The organism is Cronobacter sp. JZ38 (assembly GCF_008932145.1).
Taxonomy (GTDB): domain Bacteria; phylum Pseudomonadota; class Gammaproteobacteria; order Enterobacterales; family Enterobacteriaceae; genus Cronobacter; species Cronobacter muytjensii.
In genome coordinates this window covers 1200492-1213996 of sequence record NZ_CP017662.1, presented here as the reverse complement: position 1 = coordinate 1213996, position 13505 = coordinate 1200492, and the positions used below count along the sequence as shown (strand labels likewise).

At 56.6% G+C, this 13505-nt stretch carries 16 protein-coding genes; 10 read left to right on the top strand and 6 right to left on the bottom strand.

The genetic code is table 11. The annotated features are described in order from the left end of the window. From BJP61_RS05730 to BJP61_RS05720, 3 genes are all read right to left on the bottom strand, one after another. Nucleotides 1-375 (bottom strand): DUF3592 domain-containing protein, encoded by a 375-nt coding sequence (locus tag BJP61_RS05730; RefSeq protein ID WP_171997964.1) that lies wholly within the window; start codon nucleotides 373-375, stop codon nucleotides 1-3. 175 nt (nucleotides 376-550) lie between these two features. After that, nucleotides 551-2428 carry a methyl-accepting chemotaxis protein gene (locus BJP61_RS05725; RefSeq protein ID WP_171997963.1) on the bottom strand — a complete coding sequence of 626 codons (1878 nt, stop codon included), beginning with the start codon at nucleotides 2426-2428 and terminating at the stop codon, nucleotides 551-553. 334 nt (nucleotides 2429-2762) lie between these two features. Further along, the gene (locus BJP61_RS05720) at nucleotides 2763-2921 is read right to left on the bottom strand and encodes a YqaE/Pmp3 family membrane protein (protein WP_007730328.1); all 159 of its coding nucleotides are present in this window, start codon (nucleotides 2919-2921) and stop codon (nucleotides 2763-2765) included. Between the two features lie 228 nt (nucleotides 2922-3149). Between BJP61_RS05720 and BJP61_RS05715 the strand changes: the two genes are divergently transcribed. Further along, nucleotides 3150-3329 (top strand): hypothetical protein, encoded by a 180-nt coding sequence (locus BJP61_RS05715; RefSeq protein ID WP_038868269.1) that lies wholly within the window; start codon nucleotides 3150-3152, stop codon nucleotides 3327-3329. Nucleotides 3330-3467: 138 nt separating this feature from the next. On the opposite strand, the gene BJP61_RS05710 is transcribed toward BJP61_RS05715, so the two are convergent. Next, the gene (locus tag BJP61_RS05710) at nucleotides 3468-3812 is read right to left on the bottom strand and encodes a hypothetical protein (protein ID WP_254424589.1); all 345 of its coding nucleotides are present in this window, start codon (nucleotides 3810-3812) and stop codon (nucleotides 3468-3470) included. A 114-nt stretch (nucleotides 3813-3926) separates the two neighbouring features. Then, entirely contained in the window at nucleotides 3927-4205 is a 279-nt protein-coding gene (locus tag BJP61_RS05705) for a hypothetical protein (RefSeq protein WP_171997962.1), read from the bottom strand. 92 nt (nucleotides 4206-4297) lie between these two features. Between BJP61_RS05705 and BJP61_RS05700 the strand changes: the two genes are divergently transcribed. Next, complete coding sequence (locus tag BJP61_RS05700; protein ID WP_171997961.1) at nucleotides 4298-4753, top strand: L-alanine exporter AlaE; 456 nt, start codon at nucleotides 4298-4300, stop codon at nucleotides 4751-4753. 11 nt (nucleotides 4754-4764) lie between these two features. On the opposite strand, the gene BJP61_RS05695 is transcribed toward BJP61_RS05700, so the two are convergent. After that, entirely contained in the window at nucleotides 4765-5109 is a 345-nt protein-coding gene (locus tag BJP61_RS05695) for a DUF2002 family protein (protein ID WP_004386457.1), read from the bottom strand. 160 nt (nucleotides 5110-5269) lie between these two features. Here BJP61_RS05695 and BJP61_RS05690 point away from each other — a divergent pair, with 160 nt between their 5' ends. The 8 genes from BJP61_RS05690 to proX all read left to right on the top strand — a co-directional run bounded on the left by BJP61_RS05690 (nucleotide 5270) and on the right by proX (nucleotide 13292). Further along, complete coding sequence (locus BJP61_RS05690) at nucleotides 5270-5596, top strand: DUF883 domain-containing protein (RefSeq protein WP_038868263.1); 327 nt, start codon at nucleotides 5270-5272, stop codon at nucleotides 5594-5596. Nucleotides 5597-5875: 279 nt separating this feature from the next. After that, on the top strand, nucleotides 5876-6121 hold the full coding sequence (nrdH, locus tag BJP61_RS05685; RefSeq protein ID WP_007751765.1) for a glutaredoxin-like protein NrdH: 246 nt from the start codon (nucleotides 5876-5878) through the stop codon (nucleotides 6119-6121). After that, a complete protein-coding gene (gene nrdI, locus BJP61_RS05680; RefSeq protein WP_171997960.1) occupies nucleotides 6118-6519 on the top strand; it encodes a class Ib ribonucleoside-diphosphate reductase assembly flavoprotein NrdI in 402 nt (133 codons plus the stop codon). The genes nrdH and nrdI overlap by 4 nt, the downstream gene beginning before the upstream one ends. Nucleotides 6520-6533: 14 nt before the next feature. Next, nucleotides 6534-8651: a class 1b ribonucleoside-diphosphate reductase subunit alpha gene (gene nrdE, locus BJP61_RS05675; RefSeq protein ID WP_171999253.1), complete on the top strand. Its 2118-nt coding sequence runs from the start codon at nucleotides 6534-6536 to the stop codon at nucleotides 8649-8651. 9 nt (nucleotides 8652-8660) lie between these two features. Continuing rightward, entirely contained in the window at nucleotides 8661-9623 is a 963-nt protein-coding gene (gene nrdF, locus BJP61_RS05670; RefSeq protein WP_038868254.1) for a class 1b ribonucleoside-diphosphate reductase subunit beta, read from the top strand. Between the two features lie 354 nt (nucleotides 9624-9977). Next, entirely contained in the window at nucleotides 9978-11180 is a 1203-nt protein-coding gene (proV, locus tag BJP61_RS05665) for a glycine betaine/L-proline ABC transporter ATP-binding protein ProV (RefSeq protein ID WP_171997959.1), read from the top strand. After that, nucleotides 11173-12243: a glycine betaine/L-proline ABC transporter permease ProW gene (gene proW, locus BJP61_RS05660; RefSeq protein ID WP_038868250.1), complete on the top strand. Its 1071-nt coding sequence runs from the start codon at nucleotides 11173-11175 to the stop codon at nucleotides 12241-12243. Before proV ends, proW begins: the two co-directional genes overlap by 8 nt. Before the next feature lie 53 nt (nucleotides 12244-12296). Continuing rightward, on the top strand, nucleotides 12297-13292 hold the full coding sequence (gene proX / locus BJP61_RS05655; RefSeq protein WP_038868248.1) for a glycine betaine/L-proline ABC transporter substrate-binding protein ProX: 996 nt from the start codon (nucleotides 12297-12299) through the stop codon (nucleotides 13290-13292). The last annotated feature ends 213 nt before the right edge of the window (nucleotides 13293-13505 follow it).

Here is a 13505-nt window from a genome sequence, read left to right as displayed (position 1 = left end):
TTAACGCGCTCCCAGCACCAGCGGGCGATCGTATAACACAACGCGCGCCGGGCGACTGGCGGCATATTTAATGGTCACGCCAGTGCCGGAGGCGAAGCGTTTATATTCTCTGACAGACATTATCTGAACCAGGCGCGACTGCACTTCCTGCCCGTCCTGAGTTTTGAATCTGACGACCATGACGCATTTTACGTTATACCGGTGCAGGTGATTATCGCGGTGGATCGAAAGGATATCGGCATTGGCGGCGATGCCGTTTTTCATAATATCCGCCTCGATAACGCACTGGCAGATCCATAAGGCCGCACGGCAGACCACAACCCCCACAGCAATGGCCGCAATGAGATATAACGCATCGAAAAAGAGATATTCCATCCGGGATCTCCTGACCGGGCCGCCGTACTGGCGTCGGGCGCAAATTCTTATGTGCCATAAGAATAACCCGCACGGCGGCGTAAATCTTCCGGCACCGGCGAATAAAAAAGGCGAGAGGACATACGCCCTTCTCGCCTTTAAATAAAAGCCCGCCCCTTTCAGGACGCACGACAGATTACTTCGCCAGCTCCTGCAACGTGCGCAGCTGAGCGACGGCCTCCTGCATCGCGTCCATCCCTTTCGCCACCACTTTCAGGCGGCCCAGGCTCTGGGCGACGTTTTCACGTTCTTCGCTGGTCTGCTCGCTCATCGAGGCGATACGGTCCGCGGCTTCGATACTGCGGTCTGCCATAGTCTGGGTCGCGTTGACCGTTTCCGTGGTGACCTGACGAATGCGCGCGATAGTCTCGACGGACTCATTGATGCTGTGCGCCGTCGCCTCCGCCTGTTCGCGCGAAAGATGCGCCAGCCGGCGCACTTCGCCCGCTACTACGGCGAAACCGCGTCCGGATTCCCCGGCGCGCGCCGCCTCCACCGCGGCGTTGAGCGCCAGCAGGTTGGTCTGATCGGCAATCGAGCGGATCCCGCTGGTGATTTTAGTGATGCCCCCGGAGATGGTCTCCAGATCGCTTAATCCCTGCTCCAGCCGGTCCTGCGCATCGCGCGTATCGCGCGCGGCGCTGCTCATGGAGCGAATATTGCCCTGCGCGATATCCAGCGTTTCGGTCTGCTGCGACGTGGCGTGCTCCAGCAGCGGCAGCGTTGAGAGCAGCGGCGACAGCTCCTGCTGATAGCTAATGACCTGCTCAATCACCTGCGACTGCATGCGGTGCATCGCCTCCCAGCGGCGCAGCGTGCGCTGAGCGTAGTGCGCGGCATAGGCCGCATACTCCACCGGGAACTGGCTCATCGCCTGGTTGGGCTTATCGAAAAACACCAGCGCGGAGAGCGTCTGGTTGATAGGCACCCCGAGGATCTCGCCGAAGCTTGAGAACCCTGCCGCCGGGATCTGGCGGAAGAAATCCGCGCGCGGCAATGTAGCGAGGTTGTTCATGCGACGCAGTACGCAGTCGTTGAGCAACATGCCCGCCGGTTTGCCATAGCGACGCGTAAACGCCTGCCAGTCATTCACCGTATGGGCGACAAAATCGGTCGCTTTCATCAGGTACAGCCGATCGCCAAACTCCAGATCGCAGAAGAAGCGGATCTGTGAGGATTCGATCTGCGCTACGGATCGAATAAAGAAATCGTCGCCCACTTTTACCGCGAAGGTATAGCCTTCGAGCGCCTGCGCGAGCTGATCGGGTTTGCAGTTAAGCTGGCTTGCCAGATACGACACGATCGGCTGTTGCTGGCCTTTGGCGTCGAACAACGAGTTGACGGTGCGCGCAACCGGATCAGCCTGCGCCACCAGCCAGCTTTTGTCGGTAGGCTGGAAGTTCTGGCTTTTAAACGGCGCGAAGGATTTGCCCGGCGCCATTTCGCACAGTACGACAATCGCGCGGCCTTCCATCATGCGCCCGTTGACGCTCATCCAGGTGCCGCTGAAATCGAGTTTGCCGCCCGCCGCGCCGCCCACGGCGAGACACGGAAAGCGCCCGGACTTATACCAGGCCTGCATCAGAAACCCTTCCGAGGCGGCGAGACCGTCGCAGTAGATCAGCGCGAAGGTACGTTCGGCGTTGAGCGGCAGGCGCACATCGAGCGCGCTGAGATCGCGTGAAATCGCCTCCACGCGCTGCATGGCGCCTGGAAGACGGGTATGCAGATCAACTGAATGCACTTCGTGGCGGCCTATGAGCGCTTTCGGCAGCAGCAGCCAGCTCCCCTCGTCGCCCTCCAAATCACAATAGACTGTCGCTTTTTCCTGCTGGCACAGCGTGCCGGTAGAGGAGAGCACCAGTACGGTGCGCTCCGGCGTGGCGAAGCGCTGCCAGACCTGACTGACAGCATGAAAATTCGCGTTGGGCGGTACAAATACCATCAAGATGCCCGGCTTATCCGGCACGCCCGCGTCACGTAACGATGTGGGTAATTTCTGACAGCGATACACACCGCTACGGGGGCTTGATGCCGAAAATGTCCGTCCTGGACCCGTTATTAATGTTGACAGGATCCCCATGGTGGCCTCTTTTTATCTCTGTAATTCAAATTATTCAGAGAAATACTCCTCTCTGCCCCACTGTTATCGGCAAAAGTTTCTGATAAAACAGTTCATTTACTGAAATATTATTAAGCGTGAGTAAAACCGCACATTTTATAAGCAAAAAAATGCAACGAAACGGCGAAAAGATGAACGGTTTCAAAAAGGACAGCAGGCAGGAACAAGCACGCTGACGAGACGCAAAAAACCCGCCGAAGCGGGTTTTTTTAATGAACGCGGAGGGTTAGTTTTTGGACTGTACCCAGAAGGCGTGGATGAGGCCCGGGATGTAACCCAGCAGCGTCAAAAGGATGTTGAGAATAAACGCCCAGCCGAAACCTTTACCCAGCAGTACGCCAAGCGGCGGCAGAATGATGGTAAAAACGATTCTCCAGAATCCCATAGTTACTCCTGTAGTGGTTTTGCAGCTCATTGTAAGTTGCTTATTTTATTAAGTTTAGTCGCTAAGCCGTAAAACGCCACCCTTCATACAGGACTTTACCTGGCCTAACGTGGCTATACAGAGCGTATCGCGTTACTCCTTCTCCCACGAGGCACCTGCGCGCAGCTTGTGAAGGTGCGCGCAGGTGGGCTACTGTTAGTAAACGATGTGAATAATCAGGAGGTCATAATGTTTGAAGCTGGCGATATCGTACAACCGCGACTGGGCGGCCCGAAGCTGAAAGTCATTGAAGTGCATGGCGACCAGATTGTCGCGGTGCGCCCGGATGACGCACAGGGCGAGAAAATCACGCTTAAAGCAGCCGATGTAGCGTTATATAAAGAAGACGGTGACTTCGGCGTGTGTTGAGTGTTGTCGGTGTGTGAGAAGGCAGGTGGATAAGATAGCAGGTCGCTATGATGGCAGGTATCCGGCCTATAACCAGAATCTTACTATTCCCTTATGGGTGGTAAGCGAAGCGCCCCCGCCGGGGCGCCTCATCGCCCATCAACGAACAAGAACGCGGCTTTCTGCGAACGCCTGTTCGCTAAGCCGGTGGTAAAACGCGAGGAGCTGCCTGAGCAATACCTGAATGTCTTCCTCACACCAGTCTTGCAACGGGCGGGCGTGTGGGCCGCTGAAATGGTCACTAAGCACCTGCAGTTCAGGTCGTAACCCCTGCGCCAGCGCAGCGGGTGGAATATCCATCAGGCACTCAAACCAGAAGCGCAGAAGTTTTTTGCGAAGCCGCCCTTCGCAGGTGAGCATCAGCACGCCCCGCTCAAAGTGGTGTAAAACATCGATCGTTGTGTTCATGTTCCTTGCTAAAAGCCGTGAAAAACAGGCGTTCATTATCCCCCACCCGCACGCGCGTGGGCTGAATTCTGGTTAAAGCCGTTTTGCGACGGGCTAATCATATTCATCCCGCAGATAAATAGCGCGCGCCGGTCACTCTCAGGCAAGATGCTAACGCCTGCCGAAAACAGCATAAAACTCTGGCTTTTGGCGTAACGCGTTATCTGAAACTCCGCGCGCCAGTAAAGAGCGCGCCGCAAAACATTCCCTGCCGCCGCTGAAGCGACACGGCTTCTCTGATAAAATTAAGCCTATGAAAATTAATAAAAAATAAACGATCCCCGTTAAAAATAGCGAGGCGACGCACGTTTTTGAATTTACAGAGGATTTTATTGACAAAGCGGCGATAAATAAAAATTTATAGCTAATTGAAAGCAACAAACCAGCCATATACTCTACCATCAGCGCAAAATGCCAGGCATATCGCCAGCGCGACCTTACCTTTCCCGTTTTCCCTGTTGATGGTTCAGGAGCTTAATTTCATGTTTTCGCCGCATTCTCGCCTGCGTCACGCCGTAGCGGACACCTTTGCCATGGTAGTGTATTGCTCCGTCATGGGGATGATGATTGAAATATTTGTCTCCGGAATGAGCTTCGAACAATCGCTCTCGTCACGCCTGGTTGCGATACCGGTCAATATGGTCATCGCCTGGCCTTACGGGCTTTATCGCGACGCGTTCATGCGCGCTGCGGCGCGTCTGGGTAAAAGCCGTCTCGTTAAAAACATCGCAGATGTGTTCGCCTACATTACATTCCAGTCGCCGGTCTACGCCGCTATTCTTCTTTTTGTTGGCGCGGATATCCCGCAGATTATCGCTGCGGTGAGTTCCAATATTGTGGTGTCGATGATGATGGGGGCGGCCTACGGGTATTTCCTCGATTACTGCCGCCGTCTGTTCCGGGTAAGTCCCGCCGCGCCGGTGAGCGCGCAGGCCTGAGAAGGGAAGGATTACTGCGGTTCGCCAAATAAGCCGTTCAGATAACGCTCCAGCGCCATGCGGGAGCTGAATCCCAGCGGGATGCCGTAATGTTCCTGCGCGTCGCCGCCAAGCCACAGCGGAAACTGCTGGTAGTGATCGCAGGTTTTCATTTCTGAAGCCGGGTCCGCCAGCGACTGGCTGCGCTCCCTGAGCGTCGGGTGAATGACCAGCGCCGTGCGCCCCATACGCGCTTCGCGATTCACATAGACATAATTCTCGCCGCGACGATAACCATAAGTTTTTGGCGTCACCACATCCATGGTAAACCCTGCCTTTTCCAGTACGCGCGCCACCTCATCGGGTCGTAAATACATAAATTTTCCTCATCTGCTTCAGACTGCGGGGAAACCTTACATTAGGAGGAATAGCAGGGCTTTCGGAAAAGTCCAGAAAGGCCCTCTGACGGCCCGGCACGCCGAAGCGGCTCACATTTTGTTCTATACTTTGATTAAGTAAACACAGAGGGAGAACGTTATGTTTAACAGAAACACCCGTAACGATGTGAACGATGGCGTCAGCGAAATCAACCACGATATCAGCCGCCTTGCCGATACGCTGGAAGGCGTACTGAAGTCCTGGGGCAGCGATGCCAAAGGCGAAGCCGATGTCGCGCGTCGCAAAGCGGAATCGCTGTTGCGTGAAACCCGCGCCCGTATGCACGGCAGAAGCCAGGTCAACCAGGCCGCCCGCGACGCCGTGAGCTGCGCCAGCACATTTGTGCGTGAACGTCCGCTGAGCAGTCTGGGTATCGGCGCGGCCGTCGGGATTTTCCTCGGCGCACTGCTTATCTCTCGCCGCTAATCTGAAGCACGGTTCAATGCCTTTTCCCCGGCGCTGCCGGGGAACGGTTTTCTGCTCCCCCCTCGCCTTTCCGCCCTGCTTAATATTTTTCAGCCCCTTTTTGCGTCCAGGCGCTGCCATGCCTGCGTCTGCGCGTCGTTGTGGCTCCGCCTGTCAGAAACCCTATATATTGCGTAGTTGAAAGTTATCACAACTACATCTAGTATCTTTCTTATCAGACACCCCCAATCAACACTGCGCCGCGGTGGGGATTTTAACATATTGATGAGAATACGAATCATGCGCATAACTATTTACACAAGAAATGATTGCGTCCAGTGTCACGCCACTAAACGCGCGCTGGAAAGCCGCGGGATCGCGTTTGACACCATCAATCTCGACGAACAGCCTGAGGCTATCGACACGCTGCGCGAGCAGGGTTTCCGCCAGTTGCCGGTGGTCATGGCCGACGACCTGAGCTGGAGCGGCTTTCGCCCGGACATGATTAACCGTCTGCGCGCGGACTCGCTTGCGGCGAACGCATGAGTGCCCTGATTTACTTCTCCAGCCGCTCGGAAAACACCCATCGTTTTATCGCACGGCTGGGTCTGCCGGCACAGCGTATTCCGCTTGAGGATGACGCGCGGCTACGGGCAGACGAGCCGTACATCCTGGTAGTACCGACCTACGGCGGGGGCGGAACGGCAGGCGCTGTGCCGCGCCAGGTTATCCAGTTTCTTAACGATGAACACAATCGCGCGCTGCTGCGCGGCGTTATCGCCGCAGGCAACCGTAACTTCGGCGAGGGGTTTTGCCGCGCCGGCGACGTCATCGCCCGCAAATGTCAGGTGCCTTTTCTCTATCGCTTTGAGCTGATGGGCACCGGGCAAGATATCGACAACGTGCGTAAGGGAGTCAACGAATTTTGGCAACGACATCACTAACCGGCGAAGCCGCAATGCAAACGCCGCCGGACTATCACGCGCTGAACGCGATGCTCAACCTTTACGACGCGTCTGGTCGCATCCAGTTTGCCAAAGACCGCGAAGCGGTGGAGGCTTTTATGGCCGCCCACGTGCAGCCGCGTACGGTGATTTTCCCCGACGCCCACACGCGGCTTGCGTATCTGGTGAGCGAAGGCTATTACGATGACAACGTGCTTAAGCGCTATCACGCGGACTTCGTCGCCGGGCTGTTTGACGCGGCGCACCGGTACGGCTTCACCTTTAAAACGTTTCTTGGCGCGTGGAAGTTTTACACCAGCTATACGCTGAAAACCTTTGATGGCAAACATTACCTGGAGCACTTCCCGGACCGCGCCTGCATGGTGGCGCTGACGCTCGCCTGTGGCGATGAAGCCCTCGCGCGCCAGCTCCTGGACGAGATCTTAAGCGGCCGCTTCCAGCCCGCGACGCCGACCTTCCTTAACTGCGGGAAAAAGCAGCGCGGCGAGCTGGTCTCCTGCTTCCTGCTGCGCATCGAGGATAATATGGAGTCCATCGGGCGTGCGGTGAACGCCGCGCTCCAGCTCTCCAAACGCGGCGGCGGCGTGGCGTTTTCGCTCTCGAATTTGCGCGAAGCGGGCGCGCCGATTAAGCGCATCGAAAATCAGTCTTCCGGCGTGATCCCGGTGATGAAAATGCTGGAAGACGCGTTTTCTTACGCTAACCAGCTCGGCGCCCGTCAGGGCGCAGGCGCGGTCTATCTTAACGCGCACCACCCCGATATCCTGCGGTTTCTCGATACCAAACGCGAAAACGCCGATGAGAAAATCCGCATCAAAACGCTGTCGCTCGGCGTGGTTATCCCGGATATCACCTTTGAACTCGCCAAAGCCAACGCGCAGATGGCGCTGTTCTCGCCTTACGACGTGGAGCGCCTTTACGGTAAGCCGTTCGGCGATATCAGCGTCAGCGAAATGTATTCACAACTGGTGGAAGACGATCGCGTTCGCAAGCAGTACATCAGCGCCCGCGAGCTGTTCCAGCGGCTGGCGGAGATCCAGTTTGAATCCGGCTATCCGTACATCATGTTTGAGGATACGGTCAACCGCGCCAACCCGATTGCCGGGCGCATTAACATGAGCAACCTGTGCTCGGAGATTTTGCAGGTCAACAGCGCGTCCACGTTTGATGAAAACCTCGATTATGCAACGGTGGGCCAGGATATCTCCTGTAACCTCGGTTCGCTGAATATCGCCCATACGATGGACTCGCCAGACTTTGGCCGCACGGTGGAAGTTGCCGTACGCGCGCTGACTGCGGTTTCTGATATGAGCCATATCCGCAGCGTGCCGTCCATTGAAGCGGGCAACGCCGCCTCGCACGCCATCGGGCTCGGGCAGATGAACCTGCACGGCTATCTGGCGCGCGAAGGCATCGCGTACGGCTCGCCGGAAGGGCTCGATTTCACCAATCTCTATTTTTACACCATCACCTGGCACGCGCTGCACACCTCAATGATGCTGGCGCGCGAGCGCGGCGTGCGCTTCGAGGGTTTTGAACGCTCGCGTTACGCCAGCGGCGAGTACTTCGACAAATATCTCGCGCAGGCATGGACGCCCAAAACCGCTAAAGTGCAGGCGCTGTTTGAGAAGGCGGGCATCACGCTTCCGACCCAGCAGATGTGGCGCCAGCTTCGCGACGACGTTATGCGTCACGGGCTTTATAACCGTAACCTGCAGGCCGTGCCGCCGACCGGCTCTATCTCCTACATTAACCATGCGACGTCGAGCATTCATCCGATCGTCTCGAAAATCGAGATCCGCAAGGAAGGCAAAATTGGCCGCGTCTATTACCCCGCGCCGTTTATGACCAACGAAAACCTGGCGCTGTATCAGGATGCCTATGAAATCGGCCCGGAAAAAATCATCGACACCTATGCCGAGGCCACGCGTCATGTGGATCAGGGGTTGTCGCTGACGCTGTTCTTCCCGGATACCGCCACCACCCGCGATATCAACCGGGCGCAGATTTACGCCTGGAAAAAAGGCATCAAGACGCTTTATTACATTCGACTGCGCCAGCTGGCGCTGGAAGGCACCGAAATTGAGGGCTGCGTCTCCTGCGCCCTGTGAGGAATCACCATGACCCGTTTAAGCCGTATTAGCGCCATTAACTGGAACAAACTTCAGGACGAGAAAGATCTGGAGGTGTGGAACCGGCTCACCAGCAACTTCTGGCTGCCGGAAAAAGTGCCGCTGTCGAACGACATTCCGGCCTGGCAGACATTAACGCCAGGCGAACAGCAGCTTACCATTCGCGTGTTCACCGGGCTGACGCTGCTCGACACCATTCAGAACGTGGTCGGCGCGCCCGCGCTGATGGCGGATGCCATCACGCCGCATGAAGAAGCCGTGCTCTCTAACGTCAGCTTTATGGAGGCCGTACACGCCCGCTCGTACAGCTCCATTTTCTCGACGCTCTGCCAGACCAAAGATGTCGACGCCGCCTACGCCTGGAGCGAAGAGAACGCGCCGCTTCAGCGTAAAGCGCAGATAATTCTTGAGCACTATCGCGAAAACGATCCGCTGAAAAAGAAAATCGCGAGCGTGTTTCTGGAGTCGTTCCTGTTCTACTCCGGCTTTTATCTGCCGATGTACTGGTCGAGCCGCGGCAAGCTCACCAATACCGCCGATCTCATTCGTCTGATCATTCGTGACGAAGCGGTGCACGGGTATTACATCGGCTACAAATATCAGCAGGCACTGGCGAAGGTGGACGCGCTAAGACGTGAATCGCTTAAAGCGTTCGCGCTGGATCTGATGATGGATCTTTATGATAACGAACTTGCCTACACCGCGGCGCTGTACCGCGAGGTTGGCTGGGTGGACGATGTCAGCGCATTTCTCTGTTACAACGCGAATAAGGCGCTGATGAATCTGGGTTATGAGGCCCTTTTCCCGGCGGAAATGGCGCAGGTGAATCCGTCGATTCTGGCGGCGCTCTCCCCTGGCGCAGACGAAAACCACGACTTTTTCTCCGGCTCCGGTTCGTCTTATGTCATGGGCAAAGCGGTGGAAACCGAAGACGAGGACTGGGATTTTTAATTCGCTTATACGCGTAAATAATGGCTGAATTGCCGTCAGAATTATTTGCTAAAAAATTGTAAAATTCACGAAAATATCTCTGCAACATTCCGGAACGCTATTTCCACTCTCTTCCGGGCGAATCACGCTGATTCGCCCGTGATTTCACTGTGTAAAACGAAAAATATCGTCTCCTGTCGCCTGCCGCTCAGCCCAGTAATACCGGGAAATAATGGCGTTTTGTCGCAGCATTTCGCCGTGCGCGCCGGAAATTGAGGGTTGTCTCAGAATCTGAGTATGTTAGGGTATGCCCCGGTAACTATTTCCTGCAGGAATCATCTTAACGGCAAAATATAACAGGACTCACGCTATTGCATGGCAATTAAATTAGAGATTAAGAATCTATACAAAATATTTGGAGAGCATCCGCAACGGGCCTTTAAATATATTGACCAAGGGCTTTCAAAAGCGGAAATACTGGAAAAAACCGGGCTATCTGTCGGCGTTAAAGACGCCACTCTGGCCATTGAAGAAGGCGAGATATTTGTCATCATGGGATTATCCGGATCGGGTAAATCCACTATGGTTCGCCTTCTCAATCGCCTGATTGAACCCACCCGCGGCCAGGTGCTGATTGACGGCGAAGATATCGCTAAAATATCAGACACCGCGCTGCGCGAGGTGCGCAAGAAAAAGATAGCGATGGTATTCCAGTCATTCGCGCTGATGCCGCATATGACGGTATTAAATAATACTGCTTTCGGCATGGAATTAGCCGGCGTACCGCTGAAAGAACGTCAGGAAAAAGCGCGCGACGCGCTGCGTCAGGTCGGGCTTGAAAATTACGCGCACGCCTATCCGGATGAACTTTCCGGCGGGATGCGTCAGCGCGTTGGGCTTGCGCGCGCACTGGCTATTAACCCGGATATTCTGTTAATGGATGAGGCGTTCTCGGCGCTCGACCCATTAATTCGCAGCGAAATGCAGGATGAATTAATTAAGCTGCAATCGCGCCATCAGCGCACCATTGTCTTTATTTCCCACGACCTCGACGAAGCCATGCGAATTGGCGATCGTATCGCGATTATGCAAAACGGCGAAGTGGTGCAGGTCGGCACGCCGGATGAAATTCTTAATAACCCGGCGAACGATTATGTGCGCACGTTTTTCCGCGGCGTCGATATCAGCCAGGTCTTCAGCGCGAAAGATATCGCCCGCCGAAGCCCCGGCGGTCTGCTGCGTAAAACGCCGGGGTTTGGCCCGCGTTCCGCAATCAAACTGTTGCAGGATGAAGATCGCGAGTTTGGTTACGTCGTCGAGCGCGGTAACCGCTTTGTCGGCACCGTCTCGGTGGACTCCCTGAAAGCGGCGCTGGCGGCAGGCCAGGGGCTGGACAGCGCGTTGCTGGACACGCCTGCTGCGGTGAGCGCCGACACGCCGCTCAGCGAACTGCTCTCACCGGTTGGGGTGGCGCCATGCGCCGTCCCGGTGGTGGGCGAAGAGCAACAGTATGTGGGCGTTATCTCGAAAGGGGTACTCCTGCAGGCATTAGATCGCGAGGGGGCAACCAATGACTGACCAGACGCAAAATCCGTGGGATACCGGGACCGCTGACGCGGCGGCCAATAGCGCCAGCAGCGCCGACGCGTGGGCCAGCCCGACGCCCGCGCCGGAGAGCGGCACCGCCGACTGGCTCAACAGCGCGCCGGCGCCCGCGCCAGAACATTTCAACATCATGGACCCGTTCCATAAGACGCTGATCCCGCTTGACCGCTGGGTAACGGAAGGCATCGACTGGGTAGTGACGCATTTCCGCCCGCTGTTCCAGGGCATTCGCGTGCCGGTGGATTACATCCTGGGTGGCTTTCAGCAGTTGCTGCTGGGGATGCCTGCGCCAGTGGCGATCGTGATTTTCGCGCTGATCGCCTGGCAGATCTCAGGCGTCGGAATGGGCGTTGCGACGCTGGTGTCGCTGATCCTCATCGGCGCGATCGGCGCCTGGTCGCAGGCGATGGTGACGCTGGCGCTGGTGCTGACCGCCCTGCTGTTCTGCGTGCTGATTGGCCTGCCGCTTGGGATCTGGCTTGCCAGAAGCCCGCGCGCCGCGAAGATTATTCGCCCGCTGCTGGATGCGATGCAGACCACGCCAGCGTTTGTCTATCTGGTGCCGATTGTGATGCTGTTTGGCATCGGCAACGTGCCGGGCGTGGTCGTGACGATTATCTTCGCGCTGCCGCCGGTGGTGCGCCTGACGATCCTTGGGATCAACCAGGTACCGGAAGATCTCATCGAAGCGGCGCGCTCGTTCGGCTCAAGCCCGCGTCAGATGCTGTTTAAAGTCCAGCTTCCGCTGGCCATGCCGACCATTATGGCGGGGATTAACCAGACGCTGATGCTGGCGCTCTCGATGGTGGTCATCGCCTCGATGATAGCCGTAGGCGGGCTGGGACAGATGGTGCTGCGCGGCATTGGCCGCCTTGATATGGGCCTCGCCACGGTCGGCGGCGTCGGGATCGTTATCCTCGCCATTATTCTCGACAGGCTGACGCAGGCGGTCGGGCGCGACGCCCGCAGCCGCGGCAACCGTCGCTGGTACTTAAGCGGCCCGCTCGGCCTTATCACTCGTCCATTCATCAAATAACGCGCGGGCGGCGCAGGCCGCCCCGTTCCCTTCTTCTCATAAAAGGAATAACGATGCGACATTCTGTTCTTTTCGCCACGGCGTTTGCCTCACTCGTTACCACCAGCACCTTTGCCGCTGACCTTCCGGGCAAAGGCATTACCGTCCAGCCAGTGCAGAGCACTATCTCTGAAGAGAGTTTTCAGACGCTGCTGGTCAGCCGCGCGCTGGAAAAGCTCGGCTACACCGTGAATAAAACCAGCGAAGTGGATTACAACGTCGGCTACACCTCGATTGCCTCCGGCGACGCCACCTTTACCGCCGTGAACTGGCAGCCGCTGCATGACGATATGTACGCGGCGGCGGGCGGTGATAAAAAATTCTGGCGCCAGGGCACCTATGTGACCGGCGCGGCGCAAGGCTATCTGATTGATCGTAAAACCGCCGAGAAATATCACATTACCAATATCGCTCAGCTGAAAGATCCCAACATTGCGAAGCTGTTTGACAGCAACGGCGACGGCAAAGCAGACATGATGGGTTGTACGCCGGGCTGGGGCTGCGAAACGGTGATTAACCATCAGAACACGGCCTATCATCTGCAGGACACCGTGACCGTGAACCACGGCAATTACGCGGCGATGATGGCTGATACGATTGCGCGTTATAAAGAAGGCAAGCCGGTGCTCTATTACACCTGGACGCCGTACTGGGTGAGCGACGTGCTGAAGCCGGGTAAAGACGTGGTGTGGCTACAGGTGCCGTTCTCTTCCCTGCCGGGCGAGCAGAAAAACATCGACACGACGCTTGCGAATGGCAATAACTTCGGTTTCCCGGTCAATACGATGCATATCGTGGCCAACAAAGCCTGGGCGCAGAAAAACCCGGCGGCGGCGAAGCTGTTCTCGGTGATGAAACTGCCGATTACCGATATCAACGCCCAGAACGCGATGATGCACAGCGGCAGAGCCAGCGAGGCGGATATTCAGGGTCATGTTGATGGCTGGATCAAAGCCCACCAGCAGCAGTTTGACGGCTGGATCAACGAAGCGCTCGCCGCGCAGAAATAAGCGCGTTAACGATGTAAGACGACACCCGCCGCCCGGCGGGTATTTTTTATGGAGCCGGGCATGGCCTGGGCATAACGGCGAGCAGATAAGTGCAGCCCCACCGTGACCTCACCTCCTTCCAAAACGCACAATCCGACACGTAACAATTCCTCAACAATCTGGCGCTACGGTGCGGTTCCGTTATCATAATGGCTTTCGGCAAGCGCTTTTACG